General features: G+C 61.8%; 13 protein-coding genes. 7 read left to right on the top strand and 6 right to left on the bottom strand.

The window, feature by feature from the left end:
* The first annotated feature begins 10 nt into the window (after window positions 1-10).
* The 3 genes from treY to FEZ60_RS11675 all read left to right on the top strand — a co-directional run bounded on the left by treY (window position 11) and on the right by FEZ60_RS11675 (window position 4291).
* Window positions 11-2365, top strand: a complete 2355-nt coding sequence (treY, locus tag FEZ60_RS11685; protein WP_172936137.1) for a malto-oligosyltrehalose synthase — start codon at window positions 11-13, stop codon at window positions 2363-2365.
* A gap of 110 nt (window positions 2366-2475) precedes the next feature.
* On the top strand, window positions 2476-3288 hold the full coding sequence (locus FEZ60_RS11680; RefSeq protein ID WP_092800635.1) for a mycofactocin-coupled SDR family oxidoreductase: 813 nt from the start codon (window positions 2476-2478) through the stop codon (window positions 3286-3288).
* Window positions 3289-3367: 79 nt separating this feature from the next.
* A complete protein-coding gene (locus FEZ60_RS11675) occupies window positions 3368-4291 on the top strand; it encodes an NADP-dependent oxidoreductase (RefSeq protein WP_172936136.1) in 924 nt (307 codons plus the stop codon).
* An 8-nt stretch (window positions 4292-4299) separates the two neighbouring features.
* On the opposite strand, the gene FEZ60_RS11670 is transcribed toward FEZ60_RS11675, so the two are convergent.
* Window positions 4300-4728: a PaaI family thioesterase gene (locus FEZ60_RS11670; RefSeq protein WP_233365247.1), complete on the bottom strand. Its 429-nt coding sequence runs from the start codon at window positions 4726-4728 to the stop codon at window positions 4300-4302.
* 55 nt (window positions 4729-4783) lie between these two features.
* Between FEZ60_RS11670 and FEZ60_RS11665 the strand changes: the two genes are divergently transcribed.
* Window positions 4784-5377, top strand: coding sequence for a TetR/AcrR family transcriptional regulator (locus FEZ60_RS11665; protein WP_141484449.1), 594 nt, complete (start codon window positions 4784-4786; stop codon window positions 5375-5377).
* Window positions 5378-5411: 34 nt separating this feature from the next.
* Here FEZ60_RS11665 and FEZ60_RS11660 read toward each other — a convergent pair whose 3' ends face one another.
* The 3 genes from FEZ60_RS11660 to FEZ60_RS11650 all read right to left on the bottom strand — a co-directional run bounded on the left by FEZ60_RS11660 (window position 5412) and on the right by FEZ60_RS11650 (window position 6718).
* Window positions 5412-5765 (bottom strand): PLD nuclease N-terminal domain-containing protein, encoded by a 354-nt coding sequence (locus FEZ60_RS11660; protein WP_141484450.1) that lies wholly within the window; start codon window positions 5763-5765, stop codon window positions 5412-5414.
* 56 nt (window positions 5766-5821) lie between these two features.
* A complete protein-coding gene (locus FEZ60_RS11655) occupies window positions 5822-6451 on the bottom strand; it encodes a TetR/AcrR family transcriptional regulator (protein WP_033230976.1) in 630 nt (209 codons plus the stop codon).
* 78 nt (window positions 6452-6529) lie between these two features.
* On the bottom strand, window positions 6530-6718 hold the full coding sequence (locus FEZ60_RS11650; RefSeq protein WP_141484451.1) for a DUF1918 domain-containing protein: 189 nt from the start codon (window positions 6716-6718) through the stop codon (window positions 6530-6532).
* A 174-nt stretch (window positions 6719-6892) separates the two neighbouring features.
* Here FEZ60_RS11650 and FEZ60_RS11645 point away from each other — a divergent pair, with 174 nt between their 5' ends.
* On the top strand, window positions 6893-8884 hold the full coding sequence (locus FEZ60_RS11645) for an MFS transporter (RefSeq protein WP_033231434.1): 1992 nt from the start codon (window positions 6893-6895) through the stop codon (window positions 8882-8884).
* Window positions 8885-8970: 86 nt separating this feature from the next.
* Window positions 8971-10692: a malto-oligosyltrehalose trehalohydrolase gene (treZ, locus tag FEZ60_RS11640; protein ID WP_033231435.1), complete on the top strand. Its 1722-nt coding sequence runs from the start codon at window positions 8971-8973 to the stop codon at window positions 10690-10692.
* Window positions 10693-10718: 26 nt separating this feature from the next.
* Here treZ and FEZ60_RS11635 read toward each other — a convergent pair whose 3' ends face one another.
* On the bottom strand, window positions 10719-12263 hold the full coding sequence (locus tag FEZ60_RS11635; protein WP_172936135.1) for an MFS transporter: 1545 nt from the start codon (window positions 12261-12263) through the stop codon (window positions 10719-10721).
* A gap of 141 nt (window positions 12264-12404) precedes the next feature.
* On the opposite strand from FEZ60_RS11635, the gene FEZ60_RS11630 reads away from it, so the two are divergent.
* Window positions 12405-12926: a TetR/AcrR family transcriptional regulator gene (locus tag FEZ60_RS11630; RefSeq protein ID WP_033230979.1), complete on the top strand. Its 522-nt coding sequence runs from the start codon at window positions 12405-12407 to the stop codon at window positions 12924-12926.
* Window positions 12927-12945: 19 nt separating this feature from the next.
* Here FEZ60_RS11630 and ilvA read toward each other — a convergent pair whose 3' ends face one another.
* Entirely contained in the window at window positions 12946-14301 is a 1356-nt protein-coding gene (gene ilvA, locus FEZ60_RS11625; protein WP_172936134.1) for a threonine ammonia-lyase IlvA, read from the bottom strand.
* Between the last annotated feature and the right edge of the window lie 8 nt (window positions 14302-14309).

Genomic DNA, 14309 nt, shown 5'->3' with positions numbered 1-14309 from the left:
GGAGACAACGATGACGCCGATCACCAGCACGTACCGCCTGCAACTGCGACCAGACGCGTTCACGCTCCACGACGCGGCCGGTATCGTCGATTACCTTGACACTCTGGGAGTTTCACATCTCTACCTCTCCCCCGTCCTGACGGCGACGTCCGGATCGACCCACGGGTACGACGTCACCGACCCCACCACCGTCGCTGAGGGTCTCGGTGGCCGAGAGGCACTGGTGAAGCTGTCGGGCGTGTGCCGAGAACGCGGCATGGGACTGATCGTCGATTTGGTGCCCAATCACGTCGGAGTGGCCAAACCCCACGAAAATGCTTGGTGGTGGGATGTTCTCACGTACGGGCGGGCATCTACGTACGCAGACTTCTTCGACATCGACTGGGACAAGGACAACGGGGCGGACGGAAAGCTAGCTCTCCCGGTGTTGGGAAAGCCCGCTGATCTCGACTCCCTCACCGTCGATCACGCCACCGCGACACCGCTTCTCGCATTCTACGAACATCGGTTCCCCATCGCCCCGGGAACAGGCACGGGATCGGCTCAGGAAATCCACGCCCGTCAGTCGTACCGGCTTGTTCCGTGGGACGCCGGAATCATCACTTACCGGAGATTTTTTGCCGTCAACGAACTCGCGGCATTGCGCCAAGAAGATCCGCGGGTTTTCGAACTCTGCCACCGTGAACTGAAATCGTGGGTCGACGAGGGCCTGATCGCCGGGGTTCGGATCGATCATCCCGACGGACTTGCCGATCCGGTGGAATACCTCGAACGCCTTCGATCGTTGCTGGGACCGGATCAGTGGATCGTGATCGAGAAGATTCTCGGGCACAGCGAACCACTCGATCCATTACTTCCCGTCGACGGCACCACCGGGTACGACGCTCTGAACCAACTGGGCGGAGTATTTGTCGATCCCAGCGGCGAGCACGAGCTTTCCGAACTGTCCGGCGCCTTGACCGGCAACGACGGCGACAGCACCTGGCTACATCACACAGAACGTCAGTTCAAACGTGAGACGGCGCGCGGTGAACTCGCCCCTGAAATCCGTCGCCTGGTGCGGGCTATTCGCAGCGAAACCGGAACCCGATGCAGCGACAAGGCGCTCAATGACGCAGTTGTGGTTGTCATCGCACGAATGCCGGTGTACCGCTCCGACTACAGCCCCCTCGCCGGGCTGACGGCTCGGATTGTCGGCGGAATCCACGAACTTGCTCCTGGCCACGAAGAAGCCTTCAACGCCCTGGCGCAGGCACTGTCCGGCGGTGGCGAGGCGGCGGTCCGCTTCCAGCAGGTGTGCGGCGCAGTGATGGCAAAATCCGTCGAGGACCGGTTGTTCTATCGGACTGCGCGATTGATCTCGCGGCAAGAAGTCGGGGGCAATCCAGCCGCGTTCTCCGTTTCAGTTGCCGAGTTCCACCTCGCCAATTCCGATCGGGCTCGACTGTGGCCCGCAGCGATGACCTCTCTGTCCACCCACGACACCAAACGCGGCGAAGACGTTCGCGCCCGGATCAACGTCCTGTCGCAGATGCCGGAAGTGTGGTCGAGGCTGGTGCAAGACTGGGAAGAGGTGGAACCCAGCCCGGAACCGATGACCGGATTGTTCCTCTGGCAGAACATTGTCGGCGTGTGGCCGGTGGGTGAGGCTGCCCCCGACTTCCGCTCACGTCTGCACGCGTACGCCGAGAAGGCAATTCGCGAGGCCGCGCTCGCGACCTCGTGGAATTCTCCGGATTCGTCATTCGAGACGGCAGTCCACACCTGGATCGACAACGTCATCGACGGCCCGGTCGCCGCATCGATCACACAACTTGTCTCCCGCATCGCCCGACATGCCTGGTCTGACTCGTTGGGACAGAAACTACTTCAAATCTGCGGACCGGGAATCCCGGACATCTACCAGGGCACCGAACTCTGGGAAGATTCGCTGGTAGACCCGGACAACCGTCGGTTGACCGACTTCGATGTCCGTCGCGGGCTGATTGACAGCACCGAAACCTCCGTCGACGCGACCGGCGCAGCAAAACTCCATGTAGTTCGCACCGCGCTGACATTGCGACGCGAGTACCCCTCCTGGTTTGTCGGCGGCAACTATCTCCCGGTTCTGGCATCCGGTGAGAGCTCAGGGCACGTCGTCGGATTCTCGCGCGGTCCTCGAGGTGGGAAGGCCGCCGTCGTTGCACTAGCTACCCGGCATTCGATGGTCCTCGCAGATCACGGCTGGGGTGACACGGTGATCGGGCTACCGGAGGGCCGCTGGACCGACAAAGCAACCGGCAACGTCATCGAGTCGTCTCGTGCCGGCGATATTTTCCGCGGCGGTCCTACTGCTCTACTCATTCGCGAGACCGAATCACCGTAAACCGGGCCTGCCCGTGTATTCCGGTGAGCGGGTCACGTGTCCTGCAACACACTTTCCCACGCTAACTTTCTTGGTACCAGCACTACAGGACCATCGAGAGGTTGCACACTATGTCCACAGGTCGCTACACCGGCAAGGTCGCATTCATCACGGGAGCCGCTCGCGGTCAGGGCCGCGCCGAAGCAGTTCGGCTCGCCGAGGAAGGCGCCGACATCATCGCCGTCGACGCGTGCGTCCAATTCGATTCCACCTCGTATACCGGAGCAACCGAAGACGACTTGGCCGAGACCGTCGAACTGGTCAAGGCACTCGACCGCCGAATCGTCGCCACCAAGACCGATGTCCGCGACTTCGACGCGCTCTCGGCCGCACTCGACTCCGGTATCGCCGAACTCGGCCGCCTCGACGTCGTAGTTGCCAATGCCGGAATCTGTTCCGCGAACATGTCCTGGGAGATCACGCCCGAGCAGTGGAAGGAAACGCTGGACGTCAACCTCACCGGCGTCTTCTACACTGCGAAAGCCGCAATCCCGCACCTGATCAAGCAGGGCACCGGCGGCTCGATCATCTTCACCAGTTCCGTGGCCGGCCTGCGCGGGCTTCCGTTTCTCGGCCACTACGTCGCCAGCAAACACGGCATCACCGGTCTCGCGAAGACCATGGCGTCGGAGTTGGGGCAGTACAACATTCGGGTCAACACCATCCACCCGCACGGTGTGGCCACCGGGATGCAGATGACGGATATGCAGCCCCTCATCGCGGAACACGCTCACACACTCGGACCGATCTTCATGCAGACCCTGCCCGATCCGGTCAGCCAGCCCGAAGACATCGCCGCAGCGGTCGCATTCCTGGGATCGGACGAGGCGCACCACATCACCGGAATTGCCATGCCGCTCGACCTGGGAACCTTGCTTCGCTGATCGAGTCACACCGAACAAAATCAGTGGAGGTGCAGCGGGTCTCGGGAATATCGTTCCACCGAGGCCCGTTGCGCCACACATGACCAAAACAGTGGTAGCGCAGAAATACGGAAACCCCGACGTTCTGAAGCTGATCGACGTGGAGGTTCCGCCGCCGGCGCGCGCAGAAGTACGCGTCGACGTCAAAGCAATCGGCGTCAATCCCTTCGACTACAAGCTCTACAGCGGTGCGTGGGGAACCGATCCGAGCAAACTGCCGATACACCTCGGTGGTGAGGCTGCCGGAGTTGTGTCAGCGATCGGCCCCGATGTCACGACAGTTGCCGTCGGCGACGAAGTGATCGTCAGCCCGGGAAGTGGCCTGTACTCCGAACAGGTTGTGGTTCCCTCGTCATCCGTCACGCCAAAACCTTCTTCGATCAGTTGGGAGCAGGCAGCCGGTCTTCTCCTGGTCGGCGGGACCGCTGTCGACGCACTCGATACGATCCGCGTCAGCGAGGGTGACACGGTATTGATCCACGGAGCATCCGGTGGTGTCGGATCACTTGCCGTGCAGCTGGCCGTCGCTCGCGGTGCAACGGTGATCGGAACCGCCGGCGCATCCAATCAGGAGTACGTCCGATCATTGGGCGCGACACCGGTGCTCTACGGCGACGGACTCGAAGCCCGAGTCCGGGAACTGGGTTCAGTGGACGCCGCATTCGACACCGCGGGCACCGACGAAGCTGTCGACGTGTCCCTGGCGCTGGTTGCCGATAAGCGCCGCATCGTCACGATCGTGGCGTTCGGGCGAGCAGAGTCCGACGGATTCAATGCCGTCGGTGGCGGCAATCCGCAGAGTGCCGAAGCTCGCTTGAAGGCCCGGGGCGAACTCGTCGAGCTCGCCGGAGCCGGACGCTTGACCGTGAAAATCGCCAAGACTTTTCCCTTGGCCGACGCCGCCCAGGCTCATGCCGAGCTCCAGAGTTCCCACCCTGCCGGGAAGTTCATCCTGATTCCCTGACGTGTGGACTATTTCGCCTCGGAACCCGGAGCAAGTGGCACCAAAAGTGTCGTGCCGAACGCGACGAGCACCGATTCGCCATCGCGTTCGGCATGAACCTCGGCGGTGACGAATACCTGCTTGCGCCCGGTCTTGACCGAGCGTGCCGTGGCGACAAATGCGGTCCCGACCCCTGGACTCACGAAATTGACCGCGCAGTTCGACGCCGCCACTACGCCCACTTGCGTGAAAGCAGCAAATCCGCACGCGGTGTCGATAAGCCCCGCAACCAGTGCAGCGTGCAGATGTCCGGCGTACTGCCCAAGATCCTCACGCCACTCGAGTCGCAGACTCACGCGACCCGGTTCAGCCTCCGCGACCTCGAATCCGGCCCACCGGTTGAAAGCTGCCGACGCGTTGACCGCCCGCAACTGCTCGAGCATCTCGGAATTCTTCATGTAGACCAGTCTACATAGATTGTGGTGGATCGCCGGGGTGTTTAAGCTCCAACTCGTGGCGACTCCCCCGAAACACCGCGAAGCACTAGTTCGAGCAGCGGCCGATCTGTTTCGACGCCAGGGGTACGCGGCAACCGGGCTCAACGAGATCCTCAAGTCGAGCGGAGCCCCGAAAGGTTCGCTCTACCACTACTTCCCCGACGGCAAAGAGCAGATCGGCACGGAGGTCGTCCGCGTCGGCGGGCAGTTGGTGGCCAACACTCTCACCGAACTCGCCGACAACCACCCGGACGCCGGGTCGCTGCTGCGCGAGTACTCCCGGTTACTCGTCGGATGGGTGAGCGATTCAGACTTCCACGAAGGCTCACCGGTCACGACGGTGCTGTTGGAACTTGCCCCCGATTCAGAGAGCGTCACCGCCGCCGGACAGGCCGTCTACCGACAGTGGTCGTCGATACTGAGTGACTCGTTGATTGCCTCGGGTGTCGCACACACTCGAGCGGAACGGCTTGCGGTACTGGCTGTATCGGCACTCGAGGGTTCACTGGTACGGGCCCGTGTCGAACAATCAGGGCAGCCGATTCTCGACTCCCTCGGCGAGGTGGCAGACCTGTTCGATGGCGCGATCGCCGCGGCGGACGTGCCCTGAGCGAAACACCGGAGACGAGCGCGCTATCGGTAGCTCATATCCGGCCGGCGTCGCCGTCACGCTGCTGCTTCGCGATTCGTCGCTGCTCCTCGGCGCGGGCACGGCACTGTCGGAGGAATTCCTCGTCCGCGGCCGGATCGGCAGCAACTGCCCGCCCGGGACGCTCGTATTCGCCGTACCCGGTAGATCCGACGTACCCCGCCGGTGCGTTATGTCCGCGCCCGACGATCAGCCACAGCACCGACCCGAGCGTCGGCAGGAAGATGATCACCAGAATCCAGACCACCTTGGGTAGGTGCTGGATGTACGCGTCGTCGCGAGTGATGGCGTCCACGATGCAGAAAATCCACAACAGCATCGTGATGAGTCCGAACAAGGCGTAAGGCACGCTGGATTTCCTCCCAGATTCGAAAAACTCCCGCCATGCTAGCTAAAACAGACCGATTAGTACATTAGGTTCGTCCGAATCGCGAATTCGAGCCACTCGCGGTAATCGTTGACATTCCAGCCTCCGATCGACCGCAGTTGCTGGTGCACGTGCGGCGAGACCAGGGCAGCGAGAACGCCCGACGCCTTGTCCACCGAAATGTCATTGCGCAACAGTCCGTGTTCGGAAAGACCTTCCGCGATCGACGTGGCATTGGCAAAGGACTGTTCCGAAGATTCCGCGGCCAGTCGACGCATATCGGCGTCGGCGCCCGACGACTGGACCGCCGTCATCATGAGTGGACCGGCCCGTTCGAGCAGACCGACGCTCTGTTCCACGATCTGCGCAACCAACCTCCGAACGTCGTCGGGATCAGAGTGGTCACGGCGCACGGGCGCACTGTCGTCGCCCGACTCCGCTTCGAGCGCATGACTGAATGCCGCCTCGAAGATCTCGAGCTTGCCCCCGGGAAATGCGGTGAAGACAGTGCGAGGGGCGACACCCGCGGCGTCGGCGATATCCTTGGCCGTCGCGCTGACGTAGCCCTTGTCGACAAAGAGCGCAGCTCCGGCATCTCGGATCAATTCACGCGTGCGCCGGGCTGCATCGCCGCGAACCTTCGATTGATAGTGCCGCTTCTCGATCACAGAAGAACTCTAGCGGCCCTTTCCATCAGCTGCATTGAATGCAGTGCGGATGCAGATAAAATAATTGCAGGTCATGATCTATGTTTTCGGATGATCGATCCAACCGTCACTGCCCGGGAACACCAGAACTTCATGTCCGTCGTCATAGCGCACTAGATACGGCGGAGCGCCGTTCTCGCCGTGCACCTCGATCACCTCGGCCGACGTCTCGGGCTGACCCACCACTCGGCCCTGCACATGTAGACGATCACCTACCTGGGCATGCATGTGAATTCCTCCCTCGAGACGAGTACTCCGAATTCGGGTTCCCCACCGCGTCGTCGAATAACCCCGATGCGGCGCGGTGACAAAATCCACACCGGATTACGTGGCGTCAGCGAGGTAAACAGTGGTTCACTCTATGGTGAACGTACATTCACCTCGTCAAGGAAGGCACCCACCTTGGCTCTGCACTCGGCACCTGCCGCCCGCCGTTCCAGCGGACTCATCACCGGAATCCTCTGCCTCTCCGGAACTGTGGTCGCCCTACAGCAGACGATGGTCATTCCGCTCCTCCCCGATTTCCCGAAAATTCTCGGAATCAGTTCCGACGACGCGTCGTGGCTCGTCACGATCACGCTCCTGACGAGCGCGATCGCGACACCCATCGTCTCGCGCCTGGCCGACATGTTCGGAAAACGACGGATGATGCTGATTTCGATGGCGATGATCGTCCTCGGATCGCTGATCGCGGCTGCCGGCGGCACGTTTGTGACACTGCTCATCGGACGCGGATTGCAGGGATTTGCCATCTCGATGATTCCTGTCGGCATCAGCATCATGCGAGACGAGCTACCCAAGGACAAGGTCGCATCGGCCACGGCACTGATGAGCGCCACCCTCGGAATCGGCAGCGCGCTAGGCCTGCCGCTATCGGGATTGATCTTCGAACAGTTCGGATGGGAAGCGATATTCTGGCTTTCCGCTGCTGTCGGCGTGATGCTGATAGTCGCAGTGGCGCTTGTCATTCCCGAATCCAGCGTGCGCACCCGCGGAAAATTCGATTTCCTGGGCGCGGTCATGCTGTCCGTTGCCCTGGCAGCACTCCTCCTTGCCATCTCCAAGGGAGCGCGGTGGGGATGGACCAGCGAGCCGACAATCCTGATGTTCGTGCTCGGCTTCACCGTTCTGGCGCTGTGGTTCCCTTACGAGCTTCGCGTGACACAACCCATGGTCGACCTGCGGACCTCGGCCAAACGCCCGGTCTTGCTGACCAACCTCGCGTCAGTCATGGTCGGTTTCTCCATGTACGCCAACAATCTGTCGACGACGCAGCAACTGCAGATGCCGAAAATCTCCGGCTACGGCTTCGAACTCGGTGTAATGGCAGCCGGAATCTGCATGATCCCAGCGGGCCTCGCCATGGTCTTCTTCGCACCGGTATCCGCGAAAATCACCAAACGATTCGGAGCCAAGACAACGCTGATGGTCGGCGCAGTGGTGCTCGCCGGAGCGTATGTGGCCCGCGTCTTCCTCACCGGTTCTATTCCGCTGATCGTGATCAGTGCCGCCGTCGTCAGCATCGGCACGGCCATCGCCTACTCCGCGATGCCCATGCTGATCATGCGGTCGGTGCCCATCACGGAAACCGCGTCGGCGAACGGACTCAACTCGCTCCTGCGCTCCGTGGGCACTTCGATGTCGAGCGCCGTAGTTGCCGCGATGCTCACAGCATTGGTGATCCCGTCCGGTCCCGGCGCCGGACTGCCGTCGCTCGACGCGTTCAAGAACATCTTCTGGCTCGCTGCCCTTGCTGCCGTCGCCGCCCTGGCCGCAGCGGCCTTCATTCCGCGTTACGGCGCCAAGCCCGAATCGGCCGTGCGTCCCGTCACACCCGAAGGCTTCGAAATCCCCTCCACCGACAACGACATCGTCGTGGCAGGGCGTGTGATTCGTGCCGACAAGCGCCCGGTCAAGCAAGCCGTCGTCACCGTCATGGACATGGCCGGGTCGCCCGTGGACTGGAGTCGCGCCGACAACGAGGGAGTCTTCTCACTGGCATTGCCCGAACCGGGGCGCTATCTCGTGGTGACCAGTGCTGACGGATGGTCTCCGACGTCGCAGGTCATACGCTTCGATAATGCGGAATCAACACATACCGTGATGTTGGGCGAACGACTGACCATCTCCGGACAGGTCACCATTGCCGGCCTACTGACCTCCGGAACCGTGATCACGCTGACCAAACCGACTGGCGAATTTGTGGCCTCCACCCTCACCGACCACGCCGGACGGTACGGAATCGCGCTCCCCTCGTCTGGCCGGTACATCCTCACGGCACTCGCCGACGACGGAGCAGGCTCGCAAGCCAGACAGATTGCCGTGATCGCGCAATCGACGTCCGTCGACTTCGACGTGCCGTTGGAACAGGTCCCGGTACCGAGTCGCGTCTGAGTGCGCGGCACAGTCAAATCCGAGTGCGCGGCACAGTCAAATCCGAGTGCGCGGCACAACCGGGCAAAACCAGGCATGCTGATGCCGTGCACACATTCGAGGTCTGGGCGCCCACTCCGGAATCAGTACAGGTCGACGTCGACGGCGTAGTTCACGCGATGACACGGGATTCCGATGGTTGGTGGCGCGCCGCTGTCGATTGCACCGAGAATGCTCGCTACGGCTTTGTCGTCGAAGGGGCAACCCTTCCCGATCCGCGATCCCCGCGCCAACCCGACGGGGTTCACCAACGCTCACAACTGCATACCCTCGACCACGCTGCGTGGTCCGATAGCGCCTGGACAGGGCGTCAACTCGCAGGCTCGTCGGTCTACGAACTTCACATCGGAACCTTCACTCCCGAGGGGACATTCGACGCCGCGATCGAGCGCCTCGATCACCTGGTGAATCTGGGAATCGGGTTCCTGGAGATCATGCCGGTGAACGGCTTCAACGGAACTCACAACTGGGGTTACGACGGCGTGCTCTGGTACACCGTCCACGAGGCGTACGGCGGCCCGGATGGGTTGCAGCGCTTGGTGAATGCAGCACATCAGCGCGGACTGGGCGTTCTCCTGGACGTGGTCTACAACCACCTCGGCCCGTCGGGCAACTATCTCGAACGCTTTGGCCCGTACCTCACCGACGGAGCCAACACATGGGGGCGCACCATCAATATCGGTGGTCCGCAGTCCGGTGAAGTACGCGAGTACATCATCGAGAACGCACTGCGCTGGATGCGTGAATTCCATATCGACGGCCTCCGCCTCGACGCCGTCCACGCGCTGGTCGATCACACCGGCACCCACATCCTCGAGGAACTTGCCGTCCGTACCGAAACGCTGTCCACCCATCTCGGCCGGCCGCTGACACTGATCGCCGAAAGCGACCTCAACGACGCCACCCTGATCACCGCGCGGGCGGCGGGAGGTTTCGGCCTCAGCGCACAGTGGGACGACGACATTCACCATGCAATCCACACGGCAGTCTCCGGTGAGCGTCAGGGCTATTACGCGGATTTCGGTTCACTGGAAACACTCGCGAACACGTTGCGCCTCGGTTTCTTTCACGCGGGCACGTACTCGTCATTCCGCGGACGGGTCCACGGCCGCCCCATCGACATCACGCATCAGCCGGCAAGTGCGCTGCTGGCCTACACGTGCACGCACGATCAAATCGGAAACCGTGCACTCGGAGACCGTCCGAGCGCCTACCTGACGCCAGGACAGCTGGCCGTCAAGGCCGCGCTCGTGTTGCTCTCCCCTTACACGCCGATGCTGTTCATGGGCGAAGAATGGGGTGCATCAACGCCTTTCCAGTTCTTCACCTCGCATCCGGAGCCCGAACTGGGCGAGGCCACCGCCAAGGGACGCAAAGCGGAGTTCGCGGCCCACGGTTGGAACACCGACGATATCCCGGATCCGCAAGACCCCCAGACCTTCCTGCGATCGAAACTGAACTGGGACGAACTTACCGAGCTGCCACACACTCGAATCCTGGCGTGCTACCGCGATCTGATTGCGTTGCGCAAGAGCCGAAGTGACCTCACCGACCCGTGGCTCGGGCACCTTCATGTCGACTACGACGAGGACAAGCGGTGGATAACGCTGCGCCGCGGCACCTTACAGATTGCCTGCAATCTTGGACCGGACGCGGCCCACGTCCCGGCCGGTGGAACCCCCATTCTCTGGTGGGATCGACCGACACAGGACGAGACCGCGTCCGCAACAGTGGTACCTGGATATTCGTTTGTCGTGCTGGAGAACTAACGCTTCGCGTTCTGCTGTTTCATGCGTTAACGCTTCGCGTTCTCTGGTGTACTCCGCAGCATCCGCAGAACCAGCGCCGCACAGATGAACAGTACGAGCGCTGTCGCACCGGTCGCCACATGCATACCGTCGACAAACGCCGACTTCGCGGAATCGACCAGCACCGAGCCCGCGTCGCCAGGCAGGTGAGCGGCTTCCTGAATGGCGCCGCCGAGTGTGCCCTGCGCCGCATGCGCCTGATCCGCGTCGAGCATGGACGTGTCGATTCCCTTACGGAAAATCGCCATGACCACACTGCCGAGGATCGCGACACCGAGTGCGATACCCAGCTCGTACGCAGTTTCCGACACTGCCGAGGCTGCACCGGCTCGCTCCGGCTCGACAGAACTGACCACCAGGTCGGAGGTGAGCGTCAGTGCAACACCGACACCTGCGCCAACCAGACCGAAGCCCGCGACGAATGCCAGTGGTCCGCTGTCGACACCGAGAGCCAACAGCATCGCCGCGCCGATACCAGCGATGATCAGACCGGCACTGAGCACCTGAGTCACTGTCCAACGTCGAACCAGCCAGGCTGCGGCGACGGCGGTAAAGGCGCTGAGCAACATGCCGGGCAGCATGAGCAGACCTGCGTCGAACGCACCGTTTCCGAGGACCAACTGCAGGTACTGCGAGCCGAAGAACAGCACACCGGCCAGCGCGAAGATCGAGAGCAGGTTGGTTAGAACCGCCGTGGTGAACGACGGGTTGGAGAACAGTTTCAGATCCAGCATCGGATCCTTCAGACTGCGCTGACGACGGACGAACGCAACACCCGAGGCAAGACCGAACGCGGCAATTCCCAGCATCGTCAGATCGATACCGTGCACCACGGATTCCTTGACCGCGTAAACCAGCGGAAGCATCGTGGCCATCGACAATGCGGCGCTGACCAGGTCGAATCGACCCGGGTTGGGATCCTTGGACTCCGGGATCAGAATCGGGCCGAGCGCGAGAAGTGCGATCATGACCGGAATGTTGATCAGGAACACCGAGCCCCACCAGAAATGCTCGAGCATCCACCCACCGATCAGTGGTCCGGCTGCCGTACCACCGCCGGCCATCGCGCCCCAGATGCCGATGGCTTCGGTGCGCTGGCGCGGGTTGACGAAAATGGTGCGGATCAGACCGAGCGTCGCGGGCATGAGCGTCGCACCGGAAATACCCTGCAGCACGCGGGCACCGATCAGCATCTCCGGACTTGTGGAAACAGCCGCGACGACCGAAGCCAGACCAAAGCCGAAAGCACCGATCAGCAACAGCTTTCGCCGTCCGATGCGGTCGCCGAGTGTACCCATCGTGATCAGGAGACCGGCAAGGATGAACGAATAGACGTCGATGATCCACAGCAACTGTGTGCTGCTCGGTTCGAGGTCCGCGCTGATGAACGGGAGCGCAAGATCGAGCACTGTGCCGTCCACCGCGATGAGCAACACTGCAAAGGCCAGGACCACCAGTCCTGCCCAGTCACGTTTTGTTGCCCGAACGTCCTCGGGATTGATTGCAGACGTGTGATCTGCCGACACTGACATGGCTCTTCTCGCAACTTTCCGTGAGTCGACTACGCATTCACTGAACAGAATTTCACTGAACCGTCCAGCCGGTACAGTGATGACAACACTAACAGTCAACCGTCTGGGCGGTAAAGTTATTTCCCGGTACAGTTTCATCACATGGCTGAAGGCACACGCGATCGCATTCTCGACGCACTGGAGAAGTTACTGCTGGTCAACGGGGTCGCGCAGGTCACCCTCGAGGCAGTCGCAGCACAAGCAGGAGTGTCCAAAGGCGGGCTTCTGTACCACTTCCCGAGTAAGGAAGCTCTCCTCGCGGCCATGGTTCGCAGACTCGGCGAACGCTCCGATCAGCAACTTGCGGATGCTGTTGCCGGCGGAACCTCCGCAAGCGAGTTCTACCTCCAGATCCCGGAAGCGACCGAACACGAAGAACTATCACTATTCCGATCGATCATCGCTGCACTACGCACCGTCGACGGACAGCACGACGAAATCCAGAAGGCCGTCACCGACGTGATGCGCAGCTGGGATCAGGGACTGCAAGCCGAGATCTCCGATCCCGTTCAAGCGGAAATCATCCGCCTCGTTGGCGATGGCCTCTACCTCGCCGCAATGCTCGGACTCCCCCAGCCCGATCCCGAACTCCATCGCCAGGTGGTCGAGCGTCTACTGCCCTGACCACCCGGCGCATGAAGTGTTATGTCAGATACCGATAAGCCGGGCTACCCGGCTCTAGTCGCTCGGACTGCATCGGCGCCCGCTCCATCCGTTCGAGCAACGACGCCAAACCGTCGGCCGAGCCCAGTTCGATACCGACCAAGGCAGCACCCGTCTCACGGTTGTTGCGCTTGACGTACTCGAACAACGCGATGTCGTCGTCCGGGCCGAGTACCTCGGACAGGAAACGACGCAACGCCCCTGGCTCCTGCGGGAAGTCCACCAGGAAGTAGTGCTTGAGACCCAGATGCACCAGCGAGCGCTCGAGGATCTCGCCGTAACGGGAAACGTCGTTGTTGCCGCCCGAGATCAAGCACACCACGGTGGAACCAGGTTCGAGCGTCAAATTCTGAAGGGCCGCAACGGAAAGCGCTCCCGCAGGTTCGGCGATGATGCCCTCGTTCTGGTAGATCTCGAGCATCGCCGTGCAGATGGCACCTTCGTCGATCTGGTTCACGACAAATGATCCGGTCCCGGGAATCGCGGACAACTGCTTGGCGACCAACGGCAACGACGCATGAGAGACCACGGCAGCGCCGAGCCTCGATACGACCTCGAACGGAACATCACCGATCCGCTTGACCGCCGCACCGTCCACAAACGGATCGACCACCGGCAGCGTCACAGGCGCACCGGCAACCAGAGCAGCTGTCATGGACGCCGCACCCGAAGGTTCGATACCCACGATCGACGTCTTCGGCGAACGCTCGTGCAGGTACGTGGCAATACCGGCGATGCACCCACCGCCACCAACCGGAACAACAATTGCGTCGAGGGGAGCGTCCAGTTGCTGCAGGATTTCGGCGGCAATAGTTCCCTGACCCGCAGCGGTACGCACATCGTCGAACGGCGGAACCATCGTGGCACCGGTCCTGGCGACATCCTCGGCCGCAGCTGCGGCGGCAGCGTCGTACGTTTCACCCACCATGAAGAGTTCGACAGAATCACCGCCGTGAGCGCGGATTCGGTCACGCTTCTGCTTCGGAGTGTTAGCCGGAACGTAGATCCGTCCGCGGATCTGCATTGCGCGGCACGCGTACGCAACACCCTGTGCATGATTTCCGGCACTGGCCGTGACGGCACCGGCGGCTCGTTCCGCCTCCGTCAGCTGTGACATGAGGTTGTAGGCACCGCGGATCTTGTACGAGCGAACACCTTGCAGGTCCTCACGCTTGAGGTAGACCTTGGCACCGGTCAGCGCGGACAGACGCTCGCTGTACTGCAGGGGTGTAGCCGCAATAACGTTCTGAATTCGCTCGATGGCCGCGTCAATTTCCCGTGCATCGAGCGCGGGCAGAGTGGACTTGGTAGCTACGACATCGGGCGAGTTAGACACTCCGCCAT

Source organism: Rhodococcus sp. MS16 (assembly GCF_013277795.1).
Taxonomy (GTDB): Bacteria; Actinomycetota; Actinomycetes; order Mycobacteriales; family Mycobacteriaceae; genus Rhodococcus_F; species Rhodococcus_F globerula.
Note: the sequence above shows the minus strand (reverse complement) of the source record. Positions and strands in the feature narration are given on the sequence as shown.